Below are 16,364 nucleotides of genomic sequence, written 5' to 3' on the forward strand. Positions count from 1 at the left end.
CCGCCTCTGTTTACATCTCTTCCCCGTTCGTGCGAATGACGCGCTGGAACCAATAAAAACTTTTTTTCTTATAGCGCTTCAAATCGCGCAAGTTCTCGTCGTCGCGGTTGACGAAAATGACGCCGTAGCGCTTGCGCATCTCCCCTTGCGAGCTTAATAGATCCGTCGCCCCCCACATCAAATAGCCGATCACCTCGACGCCTTCTTCCATGGCCATCTTCATTTGTTCGATATGACGGCGCAAATAGTCGATCCGCTCATCATCTTCGACCGTACCGTTCTCATTCAGCTCCTCTTCCAATCCGATCCCGTTTTCGGTGATGAAAATCGGCATCTGATAGCGGGCGTACACGTCTTTTAAGGCAATCCGCAACCCGATCGGATCGATCGCCCAGCCCCATTTCGTCTTTGGCAAGTGCGGGTTCGGTTCAAGCCCTTTGATGATCCGCTCATCCTGTTCCTGATGGCGGACGATTTGGCTTTGATAGTAGCTGAACGACAAAAAGTCGACCGTCTGCGAACGGAGCAACTCCTCATCCCCCGCTTCGAGCGGCAGGCAGATTCCTTTTTTCTCAAGCCGGTTGGTCACATAACGCGGATAGGCGCCGCGGGCGAACACATCAAAGAAGAAATCAATGAACAGCTCTTTCGCCTGCACGTTCGCCAAAGCGTCTTCCGGCCGGCATGTCGCCGGATACGTCGTCAAATACGTCACCATCCCGCCGATCTTCGCCTCGGGAGCGATTTCGCGCAGCGCCTTCACGGCTTTCGCGTGGGCGATGAACACGTTATGACAGACGCGGTAGGCAAACGCTTCCGGGTCTTCGTCTTCCGGGCAGATCGCCCCCCATAAATACGGCTGTTCGAGCACTAAATTTTGTTCGTTGAACGTCAGCCAATAGTTCACTTTCCCGCGGTAACGCGCAAATACGGTGCGCGCGTACCGCTCAAACAAGTCGACGACTTTCCTTGATGCGAAGCCGTTGTATTTTCTCGCCAAAGCCAGCGGCAAATCAAAATGGTACAGCGTAATGACCGGCTCGATGCCGTTCGCCCTCAATTCATCAAACACAGCGTCATAAAACGCCAAGCCCGCTTCATTCGGCTCCCCTTCCCCGTCCGGAAAAATGCGCGTCCAAGCGATGCTCGTCCGGTAGGCGGTAAAGCCGAGCTCCTTGAACAACGCGATGTCTTCTTTGTAGCGATGGTAAAAATCGACCGCCACTTTCCAATCGGAATGCCCTTTTGGAATCGGGCGCGCATCCACGATCGACAGCCCTTTGCCGCCTTCGTTCCACGCCCCTTCCGTCTGGAACGACGTCACCGCCCCACCCCATAAAAAGCCGTCGGGGATGATCGATTTTCGTTGTGATGGCACGGCAAATCCCTCCTATGTGCGAACGGACAATGATTCGCTGATTCGAAAACATAGCACGTTGACTTTCAGGCGTTATTTTCATTATGACATAGTTGCTTTTTTCAGAACAAGCCAGGAAAAGGGGCAAGATCGGTCAAAACATGGCAGGTGATAAAATAGGGATGCTCCCCTTTTAGGACATCCCTTTACCTGCATGACAAAATGAGTAGTGCTCCTATAACTATTTGAAATTGTGTTTTACACTTCTCAGCCACGTATTGTAGAGAATTGTCGCAAAGGCAGAAACGAGAAATGCGAAAGTAAATTCCTTATTGCAACTTAATTTAAAGCCAAGAAAACACCGTTCTTTTTTCTACTTTGCTTTATTTAAGAAAGGCTTGCGATGTTGACGTTTTTGGTGTATATAATCTCTAACTTCATCGGAAAGAGTAGCATTCATATGGAGTTCCCTTGCAATGACATTCAACATCTTAGCAACGTCTTCGATACGAAAAAGATCGAGATCAGGAAGCAATTGAGAAACTGTCCGCTTGGCACTTTCTCTGTTAAAAAACGGATCTATACATCCTGCTTTCTGAGCAACTTGTAATGATAATTGTGCCGTTTGTTTTCGATAACTAGTTCCCCCATTTTGCTGAAAACGTAACTCTTGACGTAGCTCTTCGAGAAATTCCGGAAAAGACACTACGGGTCCCTCTCCTGTCCTGTTATTCATGATAGTTGCCCCCTTTCCTTCACAACTTAATTTTTACCTAATATTTTATCACATTCTCTCTATAATATGCCTTTTTCCTTCAAAATGTTATCTAGTTCATACAAATTCAAATCTCGATTTGAGGGATTCAGCAAATATTCTCTATATTCCGCTACCATTTCCAGCAACTTTTCTGTATCACATTTTTCTAATATCGGTGTCTCTTTTAAATCAATTAAATCTTTTTCACGAGTGGAAAAAATTTTGCAACAGGCAAGCAATTCGATAGTTGGAACATAGACACGAATAGCCGAAAAATCCAAATCCAACTCAAAAAGTGATTCCTTATTCCGCAAATCTTCCGATGGGGGAACTTCCATAATTCCTCCAACCACATCGACATTTATTTTTTCTAACTGCCTTAATAAGGCTTGCATATTGTTGGTGCTGATAAGATTAACATCGATATCCCTTGTAGGACGAAACTGTTCTCCCATTTGCTCCATAAGTAATAAAAGCGCCGCTCCCCCTAAAACAACGATTTCAGCGACAATTCCTTGTTTGCAACAGAGATAGTCCAATGTATAGAATTTATCTAAAATGGCGTCCCTGGTTCCCATTTCCTCAGATGAGTAGCCCATCGCTAAATTCCACCTCTATTTTCCATTCATTCTTTGAATCCATAATAACTCATTGTTTTATATACTTTCAATTTTGATTTCCGCATCATCGCTTCCATCTCATCGTCCCCCTTCTCCCTAAACAACCAAAAAACAGGTATAATGGAAAACGGAACAATACGCCGTATCCAGCGGAAAAGGGTAGGGGGACACGACGTTGAACATTTTGCTCATTGAAGATGATGTGACGTTGTTTCAAGAAATCAAAGCACGTTTGGAACAATGGTCGTACGACGTTTGCGGCATCCGCGATTTCGGTCGTGTGATGGAAGAGTTTTCTGCTTGCAAGCCGCACTTGGTGATCATCGACATCCAGCTGCCGAAATTTGACGGGTTCCACTGGTGCCGCCAGATTCGTGCTCATTCGAACGTCCCGATTTTGTTTTTATCATCGCGCGACCACCCGACTGATATGGTCATGTCGATGCAGCTTGGAGCTGATGATTACATCCAAAAGCCGTTTCATTTCGATGTGCTGATCGCCAAAATCCAAGCGCTGCTCCGCCGCGTGTACAACTACAATGCCGGACCCGTTCAGCTGCAAACATGGTGCGGGGCAACGGTCGACTATGAAAAAAGCACAGTCTCAAATGAACACGGAACAGTGGAGCTGACGAAAAACGAGCTGTTGATTTTGAAACATTTATTGGCCAAGAAAAACCAGATCGTTGCTCGGACGGAGCTGATCAAACGGCTATGGGAAGACGAACGGTTTGTCAGCGACAACACGCTGACCGTCAACGTCAACCGCCTGCGGAAAAAACTCGACGAACTCGGTTTGGGCCGCTTCATTGAAACGAAAATTGGGCAAGGCTATATGGCTACGGAAGAAGGGAGCCACTGATGATCAAAGACTATTTGTGGGAACGAAAAAGCTGGATGGCCCTCTTTCTCTTTCTGGAGCTGTTCATCCTGTTTGTCGCTTATCTGGATCCGACGATTCCGCTCTCCTCCATCCTTTACATCGTCTTTTTAACGACTATCATCTTTGTTGTCTTTGTCATCATCCGTTGGAAAAAAGAAACGGCATTTTATCAACGTTTGCAAGAGTGGGAGCGCGGCCTCGATCCCGTCTCTGCCCTGCGGGCGGCAAGCCCACTGGAGAAGATCGTCGAACGCGTCCTCGCCAGCCAAACGGACCAATGGAAACAGGAGCTGAAAGAACACCTCGCCACGTTGGAACAAGAGAAAGATGAACTGTTGTCATGGATTCACGAAATGAAAACGCCGCTGACGGCCATGCGGCTCATCATCGAACGGGTCGGGGACGAAAACACGAAAGCGCAACTCTTGTACGAGTGGCTGCGCATTCATCTGCTTCTTGATCAGCAACTTCATCAACGACGGCTTCCACACATGGAAAACGACTTATATATCGAACAAGTCGAGCTTGAGCCGCTTCTCATCAATGAGATTAAACCGCTGCAATCGTGGTGTATGCAAAAAGGCATCGGCTTTGACCTTCAATTGGACGTCCGCTCCGTCCTAAGCGATGCCAAATGGCTTTCTTTTATCATCCGGCAAATCATCACGAATGCGGTGAAATACAGCGAGTCATCTGACATTGTCGTGAAAAGCTTTATGAAAAACGGCCATGCCCGCTTGCAAATTCAAGATTTCGGCTTGGGCATTGATCCAAAGGACTTGCCGCGCATTTTCGAGAAAGGATTCACCTCCACCACCGAACACCAAAATGAAGCGGCGACGGGGATGGGGCTGTATTTGGCGAAAAAAGCCGCCAAACCGCTTCTTCTTGACTTTCATGTCGAATCCACGCCCGGACGCGGAACGACATTTACGATCCTATTTCCACAAGAAAATGACATCATCCGCACGCACCGCATGTGACGATTTTGTCACACGCGGTTTCGTTTTGTTCGGCCAAACGCAGGAAAAAACCAACCCCATTGCTTATGATAGAAACGAAGGAGGGAAAACGAGATGGTCATATTGGAAGCAACCAACATCTACAAAACGTACGGAACGAAAAAGAACCTACAAGAAGTGCTCAAAGGCATCGATCTGCGTGTGGAGAAGGGGGAATTTCTCGCGATCATGGGGCCTTCTGGATCAGGGAAAACGACGCTCCTCAACGTTCTTTCCTCAATCGACCGGGTGAGCGAGGGCGCTATTTTCATCGAAGGAAACAACGTCGTCGCCATGAAAGACCGAGAGCTGGCAGAATTTCGCAAACGCCATGTCGGATTCATCTTTCAAGAGTATCATTTGCTTGACACGCTGACGGTGAAGGAGAACGTCCTTTTGCCTTTATCGATTACGAAAACGCCCAAGCGAGAAGCGGAAAAGAAATTTGCAGAATTGGCGGCTGAACTTGGCATCACTGACATCCAAAACCACTATCCGAGCGAAATTTCTGGTGGGCAAAAACAGCGCGCTGCGGCGGCGCGGGCGTTCATCCATGAACCGAGCATCATTTTTGCCGATGAGCCGACGGGCGCACTCGATTCAAAATCGGCTTCCGATTTATTGCACAAGCTGCAACAACTTAATAAAAAACGGAAGACGACAATCATCATGGTCACCCACGATCCGGTCGCCGCCAGTTTCTCAGGCCGTGTCGTTTTTATCAAAGACGGACAATTGTATACGCAACTGTATAAAGGAACGGAAACGCGGCAGCAATTTTTCCAAGCCATTATGCAAACGCAAGGCGTGCTGGGCGGTGTTCGGCCATGAGCATGAAGCAACTCCTGTTCCGCAACTTGAAACAAAACATCCAACATTATTATTTGTACGTGTTTGCCTTGATGTTTGCTTCCGCCTTGTATTTCGCGTTCGTGACATTGCAGTACGATCCATCGCTTGATGCCATCAAAGGGGGAGTGAAAGGCGCGGCGGCCGTCCGCACAGGCGCGGTGCTTCTTATCGTGATTGTCGCCGTCTTTCTTTTGTACGCCAACGCCCTGTTTATCAAGCGTCGGAGCCATGAGATCGCTCTTTTGCAGTTGATCGGCATGACGAAACGAAACATCTTTTTTATGCTGGCGGCCGAAAACGTCATTCTTTATTACGGCACACTGATCATCGGCATATTGGTGGGATTTGCCGCTTCCAAGCTGTTGATGATGATTTTGTTTAAAATCATCGATATTCCGCTAGCGGCATCTCTCTCCTTTTCTGGACGAGCATTGGTGCAAACGTTGATTGTGTTCAGCGTGATTGATGTTCTCATGATGGGGATGAACCGCTTGTTTCTCAAAAAACAGACGATTTTATCCTTGTTCCGCACTACATCCACAACCGAAGCAAAACACGTATCCGTATGGAACATGGTCGTAGGGATGGTGGGGATCATCCTCATCGGCAGCGGCTATGGTATATCGACGAAATTGTTTAGCAGCGACTGGAAGAGCGTTCAAGGATTATTCATGGCCATGGCGTTCATTTTAGGCGCTGTCATCATCGGCACCTATTTATTTTTCAAAGGAACGATCAGCTTTCTGTTCCACCTATGGCGAAAACAAAAAGGTGGCTATTTGTCGATCAACGACGTGCTATCGGTATCGTCGCTCATGTTTCGCATGAAATCGAACGCGTTGCTGCTTACGATCATCACGACCGTGTCGGCCATCGCGATCGGGTTGATCTCACTAAGCTATATTTCCTATTATTCAGCCGAGCAATCAGCCAAAAACAACGTCGCCGCCGATTTCGCGTTTACGGACAAAAAGGATGCCGCCCGTTTTACGGCGGCGCTGCGATCTCATGATATTCGCTATCGGGAAACGATGATCGATGTCATCGAAGCACCGACTGATATTTCGATGATTTTAGACATCGCTGATCAAAGCCGGCTCCAGTTTCAGCCGTCCGCCGCGCCGCTATCGGTGATCAGCGACACAAGTACAGGCCGCATCGATGTCAAGCCTAATGAAGCACTGCTGACGGGATATCAGGACATGCTCCGTCAATTCTTGCCGTTTAAAGAAACGGGAACGATTCGCTTAGAAGTAAACGGCTGCATGGTCCCGCTTCAGTACCTTGGGATGAAAAAAGACTATTACGTCAACTACCATTTCACGTACGGCATGCCGACTGTCATCGTCGACCAAACAATGTTTGATCATTTGCAAAAAGAAACCGATCCACAAAAGAAAAAGGTGCATATCGGAATTCATCTGACTGACGAAACAAATATTGAACGGGCTGATCAGTTGTTTCAACGCATGGAGTTTTCCTCCATCGCCGATTCGCGCCTGATGATGAGCCGCCACCAAAAGCAAACGTTCGGATTGATCATGTTTGTCGTCACCTTTTTAGGACTCGCCTTTTTGGTCACATCCGGCTGCATTCTTTACTTCAAGCAAATGGGCGCCGGCGAAGAAGAGCGGCCGAATTACACCATTTTGCGCAAACTGGGATTCACCGAAAAAGACTTGCTCGGGGGCATTCGGCGGAAACAGCTGTTCTACTTTGGCATTCCGTTGTTGCTGGGATTGTCCCATAGCTATTTCGCTGTCCGTTCCGGCTGGTTCTTTTTCGGCACCGAACTGTGGACGCCGATGTTGACGGTGATGGCGATTTACACGGTCTGCTATTCGCTGTTTGGCGTGTTGTCCGTTCGTTATTACAAAAAGCTAATTCGCGAGGCGCTTTAAAACGATGCAGCGAGTGAGGGAAGAACCAAAACCGTTCCAACGTTCGCCCACTCGATCAGTGGTCATCCCATTCTGAAGATGCAGTTCCAGTTGACGGAACGAATTTTAGCTTTATCGAACACGAAAAGCCCTTAGAGTGGTGAATGACTCTAAGGGCTTTTTTCTTATTTCAACCATTCCGTATGGAAAATGCCTTCCTTGTCAACGCGTTCGTACGTGTGGGCGCCGAAGTAGTCGCGCTGCGCTTGGATTAAGTTGGCTGGGAGCACCGCGGTGCGGTAGCTGTCGTAATAGGCGAGGGCGCTTGCGAATCCTGGCACCGGAATGCCGCGCATCGCCGCGGTGGCGACGATTTCGCGGAGCGCGTCTTGGTAGCGTTCGACAATGTCTTTGAAATACGAATCCAAGAGCAAGTTCGAAAGCGCTGGATCACGGTCATACGCCTCTTTAATTTTTTGCAAAAATTGCGCGCGGATGATGCAGCCGCCGCGGAAGATCATGGCGATATCACCGTAGCGCAAGTTCCAGTTGTATTCCTCAGAAGCCGCCTTCATTTGCGCAAACCCTTGGGCGTACGAGCAAATTTTGCTCATATAAAGCGCGCGGCGCACGGCTTCGATGAAGTGGGCGCGGTCGCCTTCAAACGGCTTCACCGCTGGGCCTGCCAGCACTTTGCTTGCTTTCACGCGCTCGTCTTTCATCGCCGAGAGGAAACGGGCGAACACCGATTCCGTGATGATCGGCAGCGGCACGCCCAAATCGAGGGCGTTTTGGCTCGTCCATTTGCCCGTCCCTTTTTGCCCAGCTTTGTCCAAAATGACATCAACAAGCGGCTTGCCTGTTTCTTCATCGATTTTCGTGAAAATGTCGGCCGTAATTTCAATCAAGTAGCTGTTCAATTCGCCTTTGTTCCAGTCGGCAAACACTTCGTGCAGCTCTGCAGCATCCATGCCGAGCACATGTTTGAGCAGGAAGTACGCTTCAGCGATCAGCTGCATGTCGCCGTATTCGATGCCGTTGTGCACCATTTTGACATAATGCCCCGCGCCGTCCGGACCGATGTACGTCGTGCACGGCTCGCCGTCGACTTTGGCGGCGATGGCTTCAAAAATCGGGCGCACGAGCTCATGCGCTTCTTTTTGGCCCCCTGGCATAATCGACGGGCCTTTCAGCGCCCCTTCCTCGCCGCCCGAGACGCCCGTGCCAATAAAGTGGATGCCAAGTTCAGCGAGTTCTTTATTGCGGCGCTGCGTATCTTTAAAATACGTATTGCCGCCGTCAATTACAATATCGCCTTTTTCCAAATGCGGCTTCAGCTGTTCGATCGTCGCGTCCGTCGGCGCTCCGGCTTTGACCATCAGCAAAATTTTCCGCGGTTTTTCCAAGGCGTTGACGAATTCTTCGATGCTGTATGTACCGACAATGTTTTTTCCTTTCGCTTCTTGCAAAAACTCGTCCGTTTTTTCGCGCGAACGGTTGTAGACCGCCACTGAATAGCCTTTGCTTTCGATGTTGAGCGCCAAGTTTTTCCCCATGACCGCCAGTCCGATGACGCCGATTTGCTGTTTCGCCATTGTCCAACGTCCCTTTCCGTTTTTGTTTGTTCATCAAACAACATACCATACGTTTGCGCTTGCCTGCAAGTTTTTCTAAACCGATTTAGGAACGAGTCTGCACGACGGATTTGTTTGCCATTTTCATATTGAAAATGAAAGGGGCGCAACGCCCCTCATGCTTAGTAGCCTCCATAGTGCGGGAAGCCGTATGGTCCAAACAGGTAATGACCATAAGGCACGCCATACGGGAAGTGATGATAGCCGTCATACCCTCCATGCCAATGATGATGATGATAACCGTATGGAGGATAGCCGTAGCCGCCAAAGTACGGCGGATAAAAGCCGCCCATATACGGACCGAACGGTCGAACCATGGAATGCGCCTCCTCTTCATGAGTTGAAGTTCATTTCCATGATTAGGATATGCGCGGAAGAAAAAACGGTATAGGCAAACACCTATACCGTCTCTCCTGCCCGGGCAGCGGCTTGGGCAGCGGCCACCTGCTCGCGAATCGCGTCCGCTTCTTCCAAATGGGCAAACAAGACGCGCGGATCCAGCACCGTGAGCAGCCGCTCCGGCAGCGTCGCGATCCCGACGACATACGGCGTGCGCTCCGCGGATACGAGCTGCAGCGGTTTGATGGCTTCCGGTTCAATATCGACAATTTCCTTTGCTTCGTCAACGATAAACGCCACCGACAACCCGTCGACCGCGGCGACGACAAGACGCGTCTGCTCGGTTTCCTCGATCGCTTTCCCATATAGAAGCTTTCGCATATCGAGCACCGGCACAAGCTCGCCGCGGATGCGCACGACGCCGGCCATATAGTCCGGCATATGCGGAACGGCGGTCGGCGCTGTCATTTTTTCAATCGAGACGACATACGCGATCGAAACGGCGTACTGTTCCCGCTCAACGCGAAAGATGACGTATTTGTCCATTCCCCAGCCCTCTCTTCTTCAACATCTTGCCTTTGCTTTTTTTATCGGCAGCTTTCATCCTACTTTTCAGCGCGAATGTTCTCCGCTCGAGAAAAAGAGCATCCAGCCTCGGGATGCTCACTCGGCATTGGCGACTTCTTCGACAATGGCGATGACCATTTCCGTCAGTTTGACCAACTCTTCAATCGGCATCCGCTCGTTCGTCGTATGGATCTCTTCATAGCCGACAGCGAGGTTGACCGTCGGAATGCCGAAGCCGGCGATGATATTGGCATCGCTGCCGCCGCCGCTTTTCTCCAGCTTGCACGGCCGGCCGATTTTCGCCGCCGCCCGCTTGGCGATCTCGACGACGTGGTCGCCGTCGCTGAACTTGAAGCCTGGGTACATCACTTCGACCTCGACATCGGCGCGGCCGCCCATTTCTGCGGCGACTGTTTCAAACGCTTCTTTCATTTTCGCCACTTGCGCTTCCATTTTTTCCGGAACGAGGGAACGGGCTTCCGCTAAAATATCGACGCGGTCGCAGACGATGTTCGTTTGCGTGCCGCCTTCAAAGCGGCCGATGTTGGCCGTTGTTTCCTCGTCGATGCGGCCGAGCGGCATTTTCGCGATCGCTTTCGCCGCAATCGTAATGGCTGACACCCCTTTTTCCGGCGCCACACCGGCATGAGCGGTTTTGCCATGCACAACGACTTTCAGCTTCGCCTGCGTCGGGGCGGCGACGACGATGTTGCCGACTTTGCCGTCGCTGTCCAAGGCATAGCCGTATTTCGCTTGGATGAGCGACGGATCAAGCGCCTTCGCCCCGACAAGCCCCGACTCTTCTCCGACGGTGATGATAAACTGGATCACGCCGTGCGGGATGTTTTGCTCTTTCAACACCCGAATCGCTTCCAACATCGCCGCCAAGCCCGCTTTATCATCCGCGCCTAAAATCGTCGTCCCGTCGGTGACGACATAGCCGTCTTGAATCGATGGCTTCACGCCTTTGCCCGGCACGACCGTATCCATATGCGACGTGAAATAAATCGGATCCACCCCGTCTTTCGTCGCCGCGAGCGTGCAAATCAAGTTGCCTGCCCCATGCCCCGTTTTCGCGGCCGCATCGTCTTCGATCACATCGAGGCCAAGCGCTTCAAACTTTTGTTTGAGCACTTTCGCAATGTCCCTTTCATGCTTCGTTTCCGAATCGATTTGCACGAGTTCCAAAAATTCGTCGACAAGACGCTGTTCATTGACCATCGCTTTTTTCCTCCTGCTTATGTATTCCACCTTAAGTATACCGAAATGTTCCGCCAAGAGCCAAACCAGACGCCGGAACGATCGGCACGCACAGCGCTGACAGCCACGTTCGCAATGCGCCAGCGCGAGCTCCCGGGTTCGACAGACGAAAAAATCCGTAAGCAATGGGAGACATAGCAGCGGAATGAGCCTGATGGATGCGAATCCGTATGCGAAAATAGAGGCCAAGCAACAAAACGGGGCCCCTTGACCCCGTTTTTACAGCGGAATATTGCCATGCTTTTTCTTCGGCCGCTCCTCGTGCTTGTTTCGAAGCATCTCGAGCGCCTGAATGAGCTTGATTCTCGTATCGCGCGGGTCGATGACGTCATCGATCATGCCGTATTTGGCGGCGACATACGGATTGGCGAATTTCTCGCGGTATTCGGCAATTTTTTGCGCCCGCGTTTCTTCCGGATTCGGACTTTTTTCAATTTCGCTCGCGAAAATGATGTTCACCGCCCTTTGCGGCCCCATGACGGCCACTTCGGCGTTCGGCCACGCATAGACGACATCGGCGCCGATCGATTTGCTGTTTAAGGCGACGTACGCGCCGCCGTACGCTTTCCGCAAAATGACCGTAATTTTCGGCACCGTTGCTTCCGAGTAGGCGTACAAAATTTTCGCCCCATGGCGGATGATGCCGCCGTGCTCCTGCTTGACGCCCGGGAAAAAGCCGGTGACGTCCTCAAACGTAACGATCGGGATGTTGAACGAATCGCAAAAACGGATAAAACGCGCCGCCTTGTCGGACGAATCAATGTCAAGCCCGCCGGCCATAAACTTCGGCTGGTTGCACACAAGCCCCACCACTTCGCCTTTGATGCGGGTAAAGCCGATCACGATGTTTTTGGCGAAATCTTTTTGCACTTCCAGAAACGATCCGTCATCGACGACGTGGGCGATGACGTGGCGCACATCGTACGGGCGGACGGCGTCAATCGGCACGACATCAGCCAAATCGGGGCGGTAATCGTCCCCGTCCGGAATCGGGCCAAACGGCGGCTTTTCGTTATTGTTTGACGGCAAATAGCCTAAGAGCCGCCGCACCTCGGCGAGCGCTTCCTCTTCATTCGCCGCCGCAAAATGAGCGTTGCCGCTGATCGTGTTGTGCACGCGGGCGCCGCCTAAATCTTCGGCGCTGATTTTCTCCCCGGTCACCGCTTCAATCACTTTCGGGCCAGTGATGAACATTTGGCTCGTTTTTTCGACCATGAACACAAAATCGGTGATAGCCGGCGAATAGACGGCTCCACCGGCGTACGGCCCCATGATGACAGAAATTTGCGGAATGACCCCGGAGTAAATGGCGTTGCGGTAAAAAACGTGCCCGTACCCGTCCAGCGACAAGACCCCTTCTTGAATGCGGGCGCCGCCCGAATCGTTCAAGCCGATGACCGGCGCCGCGTTTCGGCGCATCTTGAATCATGCGGATGCCGTGCTCCTTCAGCTCACGGATGCGCTCGGTGATGTCTTCCACCCCAAGCGCCACATGCTGAATCCCTTCGCCGCGCTTCTCGATAACTTTCGCCACCGCGCTCTCTGCCGACAGCGGCTCAAGCGGCTCCAGTTTCGCCTCTCCCGCCTGCAAAAACGCCACTTTCACCTGCTCCGACTCGACTTCCTCGATGCCGAGAAACGGCAGGCCGAGCACATCTGCATAAAACGGAAGCGCTTTCTAAATCGAGCGGACGGCGATGCCGATATGGTCGACTTTTTTCACGTGCATCGTCTGCAACCCCTTTGCCGCAAAATGATGAGGCCAACGTTTTATTATTCGCCGTTTCGACAAAAAATCCTGCTTTTTTTGTTTTTCTTTGTCTGCGCAACGGTCAAGCCATGGAGCGGTTCGTTTCATCTCTCATCCTGCTTTTTTCCTTGTCCGCTCCGCTGTTTGCCGTTACAATAAACGTAGAACAGCGGACGGAAGGAGGACGGACCGTTGTCGCGCAAAACGCAAAAATTCGTGGTTTACTTGATGCTCATTTGCATGCTGCTGACGACGCTCCTTGCCGGCATCAGCCTATGGTTTTAACCCGGCAAAAAACGCAAGCTCCGAAACAGGAAGCTTGCGTTTCTCATTGGATGGCGCCGTATCGCTTGGCAATGTCGTAAAACGACTCGTTGCTGCGGAGAATGAGCACGCGTGCGCCGATCGGCACTCGCTCGTACAAATGCTCGACATCGCGGTTGTGCATACGCACACAGCCTTGCGAAGCGTAGCCCCCGATCGATGCAGGGTTGTTTGTTCCATGGACGCCATAGATGCGCCCATCCGTCCCGCGCGCATCAAAACCGATCCACCTTGTGCCGAGCGGATTGTTCGGCGCTCCGCCCGGGATGTTCTTTTTCCGATAATACGGGTGTTTCGCCTTTACCGTCACGGTAAACATTCCTTCCGGCGTCAACGCCGCATTCACCCCGGTCGCCACCGGATAGACGGCTTCGATGCGGCCGTCGCGGACGAGCGCGAGCTTATTGATCGCTTTGTTCACAATGACAAGCGGCTTCGCCTCCGCCGCTGTCTGAAAAGGAGCCCCCAATACTTCGGCAATCACGAGACAAATGGCCAACCATACCCGCATATCCGTCCATCCTTTGCTTGAGCGTTTGGCTATAGTGTGCGCCAAAACGGATGGACATATGCCCTGCATCATGCCTTCAGCCGCTGCGGTTTTCGTTCATTTCCGAGATGGAATTCGCTTTTGATGATTAAATATCGCTCCAATTCGCGCACCAAATGAAACAACGCCGCCTGCTCTTCAAACTGTTCGCTCGTCGTTGACAGCGGCATCGCCTTAAACTGTTCGCGCATCTCGGCAAGGCGCCGCAAAAACCGATCGGCCGTATTTCCCGGGTGAATGGCATCGCTTAATTCGTCGATAAAATCGGCGACCATCATCCGCTGCTCGACCGTGTAGACAAGCGATGTCACAAGCGGAAGCATATGCTCGATGATTTCCAACTGCCGCTCGCGCATGCGGAAGTAGCGGACATATTCATCCTCATTCCGCCATAATTGATTGTCGGCGTGGCGCATGGCGAGCTTTTTCGCTTTGTCGAGCGTCTCCGCCGCAAGCGGCAGCTCCTTCCCATCCCAATCAAGCTCATTTGTGCGCAAGTAGCGGACGATTTCTTTTAAAATAATGCGAAACAAATCTTCGACAATGCACTGGTACTCTTTGAGCTGCTTCTCGGCGCTCGGCATATACATGTTCATCAGCAGCGCTACCCCAATGCCAACCGCTACCAGCAAGATCTCATTGGCGACCAATCCCCACGTGATGTCCCCGGCCGCATACAAATGCAAAATAATGACCGAGCTTGTCGCAATGCCTTCATTGATTTTCAAGCGAACCGTCACCGGAATGAACAACAAAAGCAACAGCCCAATCGTCCACGGATGATAGCCGAAGACGGTAAAAAACAACGCCGCAAACCCGATCGCGACAACGCACGCCGCAAAACGAGCCCGGGCGGTCTCAAGCGACCGCTTTTTCGTCACTTGGACGCATAAGATGACGATAATGCCGGCAGAAGCGAAGTTATGAAGACCGATGAGCTGAGCGATGGCAATCGCCAGCGCCACCCCCACCGCCGTTTTCAATGTCCGATAGCCGATTTTCATCGCGAGTCTCCTTTGCCAATGGTTGCCGACTTCATTGTACCGATGACGGCCCTTTCGGTGCAAGGAAAAACGGACAATCCTGGCCTCCGCTCTGAAGCCGATCTGTCCCAACAGGCGCAAAAGGACAAAAAAGGCGGCTGTCCGCTCATGCAGGGCAGGCCGCCTAGGCTCACGACGGAGATTTCTCATAAATCGTCTTCCCGTCGCGCTCGATTTCGCGCCGGATCGCTTCGTTCAGCGCGTCGAAAAAGAGCACATCACATGAGTAAATGCCGACAATCTCGTCAAGATCCTCTTTGATTTTCCACTTCTGTTTTCCGGTCTAGTCAATGCACAAGTCAATGTCCGAGTTGTAGCGGGCCATGCCGCGCGCCCGCGAGCCGAACAAAACGACTTTTTGTATATCTTCTTCGCCCGCGAAATACGCCATCAGCCGTTCAAACACGGTCGGGCTCATTCCATACATCACGGTCGATCACTTCTTCTTTGATGTTTTGCAGTAGCGTTTCGATTTCGTGGACATATTCATTCATCTGAAATCAAACATGCCTACTTCAGAAAACAGTGAACAGACTAAATCACTTCTAACGATATTTCATGTAGCATATCGAGATCTTGCGTCTGGCAAGATGGGAGGAGCTCACCGTAGACACTTATATTTACTTTCCGCTGTGGAAAAGCCTCAACATGAATTGATTCAATTCTCGCCATATAACGCCCGTTATTTTGAATAAGGTTAAACATAAACTCGCTATAGAAAGCAGGAATATACACGTTCATAATAAAATACATACTTATCCCCATCGTGTAATAAGTTTCCAATATGATATCGCTGCCGAGTACATTCATTTTGCCAAATTAACCAAAGCACAAAAGGGCGCATCGCTTATTTCACCTCCATATACCAATTTACGAGCCATTCTTTTCGATACAGTAATAATTTTAATACCGATTCTTTGTAAATTTTACTCATGACATTTTCTGAAACACCATCTAAAACAGTTGTGACTTGTTGCTCATTTATTTGACTGATACGATCAATTTCCTTCTTCATTTCTATTATCACAAACAATAATGGTCATGCAAAAACCCGAAGTCCCTTTTCGAACTTCGGGTTCTCCTTTCACACTTCCTCGCAATATTCGTCAAACAGCGCCTGCAGCTTTTGCACGACGGCGACCGGTTCGTGCCCTTCGATGTCGTGGCGGTGGAGCATGGCACACAGTTTTCCGTCTTTTAACAACGCGAACGACGGCGAGGACGGCGGCTCGCCGACAAAATACTCTCGCGCGCGGGCCGTTGCTTCTTTGTCTTGGCCGGCAAAGACGGTCACCAAATGGTCCGGGCGCTTGTCGTAGTAAACGGCATGGGCCGCTGCGGGACGGGCGATGCCGCCGGCGCAGCCGCATACGGAGTTGATGAGGACAAGCGTGGTGCCCGGACGGCGGAATGCCGCATCGACGTCTTCCGGCGTACGCAGCTCTTCAAATCCGGCTTCGACCGCTTCACGCCGCGCTTGTTCGACGATGTCGTGATAGAGCGGAAATTGAAATTGGAACATCTCAACACCTCCTTCGGTTTGCCTT

The 16,364-nt window shown here is 50.9% G+C and carries 15 protein-coding genes and 3 pseudogenes; 5 read left to right on the plus strand and 13 right to left on the minus strand.

Going from position 1 to position 16,364, the window contains the following annotated elements; translation table 11 throughout:
* Positions 1–10 precede the first annotated feature (10 nt).
* From NSQ51_RS10620 to NSQ51_RS10630, 3 genes are all read right to left on the minus strand, one after another.
* Positions 11–1,378, minus strand: coding sequence for a glycoside hydrolase family 1 protein (locus tag NSQ51_RS10620; protein WP_049624860.1), 1,368 nt, complete (start codon positions 1,376–1,378; stop codon positions 11–13).
* Between the two features lie 352 nt (positions 1,379–1,730).
* Positions 1,731–2,093: a hypothetical protein gene (locus NSQ51_RS10625; protein ID WP_049624859.1), complete on the minus strand. Its 363-nt coding sequence runs from the start codon at positions 2,091–2,093 to the stop codon at positions 1,731–1,733.
* Positions 2,094–2,152: 59 nt separating this feature from the next.
* Positions 2,153–2,713: a DUF6036 family nucleotidyltransferase gene (locus tag NSQ51_RS10630; RefSeq protein WP_044745324.1), complete on the minus strand. Its 561-nt coding sequence runs from the start codon at positions 2,711–2,713 to the stop codon at positions 2,153–2,155.
* A gap of 196 nt (positions 2,714–2,909) precedes the next feature.
* Between NSQ51_RS10630 and NSQ51_RS10635 the strand changes: the two genes are divergently transcribed.
* The 4 genes from NSQ51_RS10635 (at position 2,910) to NSQ51_RS10650 (ending at position 7,371) form a co-directional block, all read left to right on the plus strand.
* Entirely contained in the window at positions 2,910–3,596 is a 687-nt protein-coding gene (locus NSQ51_RS10635) for a response regulator transcription factor (RefSeq protein ID WP_015375336.1), read from the plus strand.
* On the plus strand, positions 3,596–4,600 hold the full coding sequence (locus tag NSQ51_RS10640) for a sensor histidine kinase (RefSeq protein ID WP_049624858.1): 1,005 nt from the start codon (positions 3,596–3,598) through the stop codon (positions 4,598–4,600). Before NSQ51_RS10635 ends, NSQ51_RS10640 begins: the two co-directional genes overlap by 1 nt.
* 93 nt (positions 4,601–4,693) lie before the next feature.
* Positions 4,694–5,449: an ABC transporter ATP-binding protein gene (locus tag NSQ51_RS10645; protein WP_015375338.1), complete on the plus strand. Its 756-nt coding sequence runs from the start codon at positions 4,694–4,696 to the stop codon at positions 5,447–5,449.
* On the plus strand, positions 5,446–7,371 hold the full coding sequence (locus NSQ51_RS10650) for an ABC transporter permease (RefSeq protein WP_121650071.1): 1,926 nt from the start codon (positions 5,446–5,448) through the stop codon (positions 7,369–7,371). Before NSQ51_RS10645 ends, NSQ51_RS10650 begins: the two co-directional genes overlap by 4 nt.
* Positions 7,372–7,535: 164 nt before the next feature.
* On the opposite strand, the gene gndA is transcribed toward NSQ51_RS10650, so the two are convergent.
* The 6 genes and pseudogenes from gndA to NSQ51_RS10680 form a co-directional block, all read right to left on the minus strand.
* Entirely contained in the window at positions 7,536–8,945 is a 1,410-nt protein-coding gene (gndA, locus tag NSQ51_RS10655; RefSeq protein ID WP_033016466.1) for an NADP-dependent phosphogluconate dehydrogenase, read from the minus strand.
* Between the two features lie 161 nt (positions 8,946–9,106).
* Positions 9,107–9,301, minus strand: coding sequence for a hypothetical protein (locus NSQ51_RS10660; RefSeq protein WP_080986169.1), 195 nt, complete (start codon positions 9,299–9,301; stop codon positions 9,107–9,109).
* A gap of 82 nt (positions 9,302–9,383) precedes the next feature.
* Positions 9,384–9,869: a chemotaxis protein CheW gene (locus NSQ51_RS10665; RefSeq protein WP_049624856.1), complete on the minus strand. Its 486-nt coding sequence runs from the start codon at positions 9,867–9,869 to the stop codon at positions 9,384–9,386.
* Positions 9,870–9,986: 117 nt separating this feature from the next.
* Positions 9,987–11,111 carry a tripeptidase T gene (locus NSQ51_RS10670; RefSeq protein ID WP_033016462.1) on the minus strand — a complete coding sequence of 375 codons (1,125 nt, stop codon included), beginning with the start codon at positions 11,109–11,111 and terminating at the stop codon, positions 9,987–9,989.
* A 258-nt stretch (positions 11,112–11,369) separates the two neighbouring features.
* Positions 11,370–12,554: pseudogene (locus NSQ51_RS10675) on the minus strand (acyl-CoA carboxylase subunit beta); the annotation flags it as partial.
* A pseudogene (locus tag NSQ51_RS10680) lies at positions 12,547–12,879 on the minus strand (VOC family protein); the annotation flags it as partial. The pseudogenes NSQ51_RS10680 and NSQ51_RS10675, both read right to left, overlap by 8 nt.
* A 213-nt stretch (positions 12,880–13,092) precedes the next feature.
* On the opposite strand from NSQ51_RS10680, the gene prli42 reads away from it, so the two are divergent.
* Positions 13,093–13,185 (plus strand): stressosome-associated protein Prli42, encoded by a 93-nt coding sequence (gene prli42 / locus NSQ51_RS10685; protein ID WP_152908485.1) that lies wholly within the window; start codon positions 13,093–13,095, stop codon positions 13,183–13,185.
* Positions 13,186–13,228: 43 nt separating this feature from the next.
* Here prli42 and NSQ51_RS10690 read toward each other — a convergent pair whose 3' ends face one another.
* The 4 genes and pseudogenes from NSQ51_RS10690 to NSQ51_RS10705 all read right to left on the minus strand — a co-directional run bounded on the left by NSQ51_RS10690 (position 13,229) and on the right by NSQ51_RS10705 (position 16,339).
* On the minus strand, positions 13,229–13,735 hold the full coding sequence (locus NSQ51_RS10690) for a L,D-transpeptidase (protein WP_049624854.1): 507 nt from the start codon (positions 13,733–13,735) through the stop codon (positions 13,229–13,231).
* A 68-nt stretch (positions 13,736–13,803) separates the two neighbouring features.
* A complete protein-coding gene (locus NSQ51_RS10695; protein WP_033016459.1) occupies positions 13,804–14,778 on the minus strand; it encodes an aromatic acid exporter family protein in 975 nt (324 codons plus the stop codon).
* 169 nt (positions 14,779–14,947) lie between these two features.
* Positions 14,948–15,244: pseudogene (locus NSQ51_RS10700) on the minus strand (nucleotidyltransferase domain-containing protein).
* A 657-nt stretch (positions 15,245–15,901) separates the two neighbouring features.
* Positions 15,902–16,339 carry a BrxA/BrxB family bacilliredoxin gene (locus NSQ51_RS10705; protein ID WP_049624851.1) on the minus strand — a complete coding sequence of 146 codons (438 nt, stop codon included), beginning with the start codon at positions 16,337–16,339 and terminating at the stop codon, positions 15,902–15,904.
* Positions 16,340–16,364: the final 25 nt, after the last annotated feature.

Origin of the sequence: Geobacillus sp. FSL K6-0789 (genome assembly GCF_038593135.1) — a bacterium.
Classification (GTDB): domain Bacteria; phylum Bacillota; class Bacilli; order Bacillales; family Anoxybacillaceae; genus Geobacillus; species Geobacillus stearothermophilus.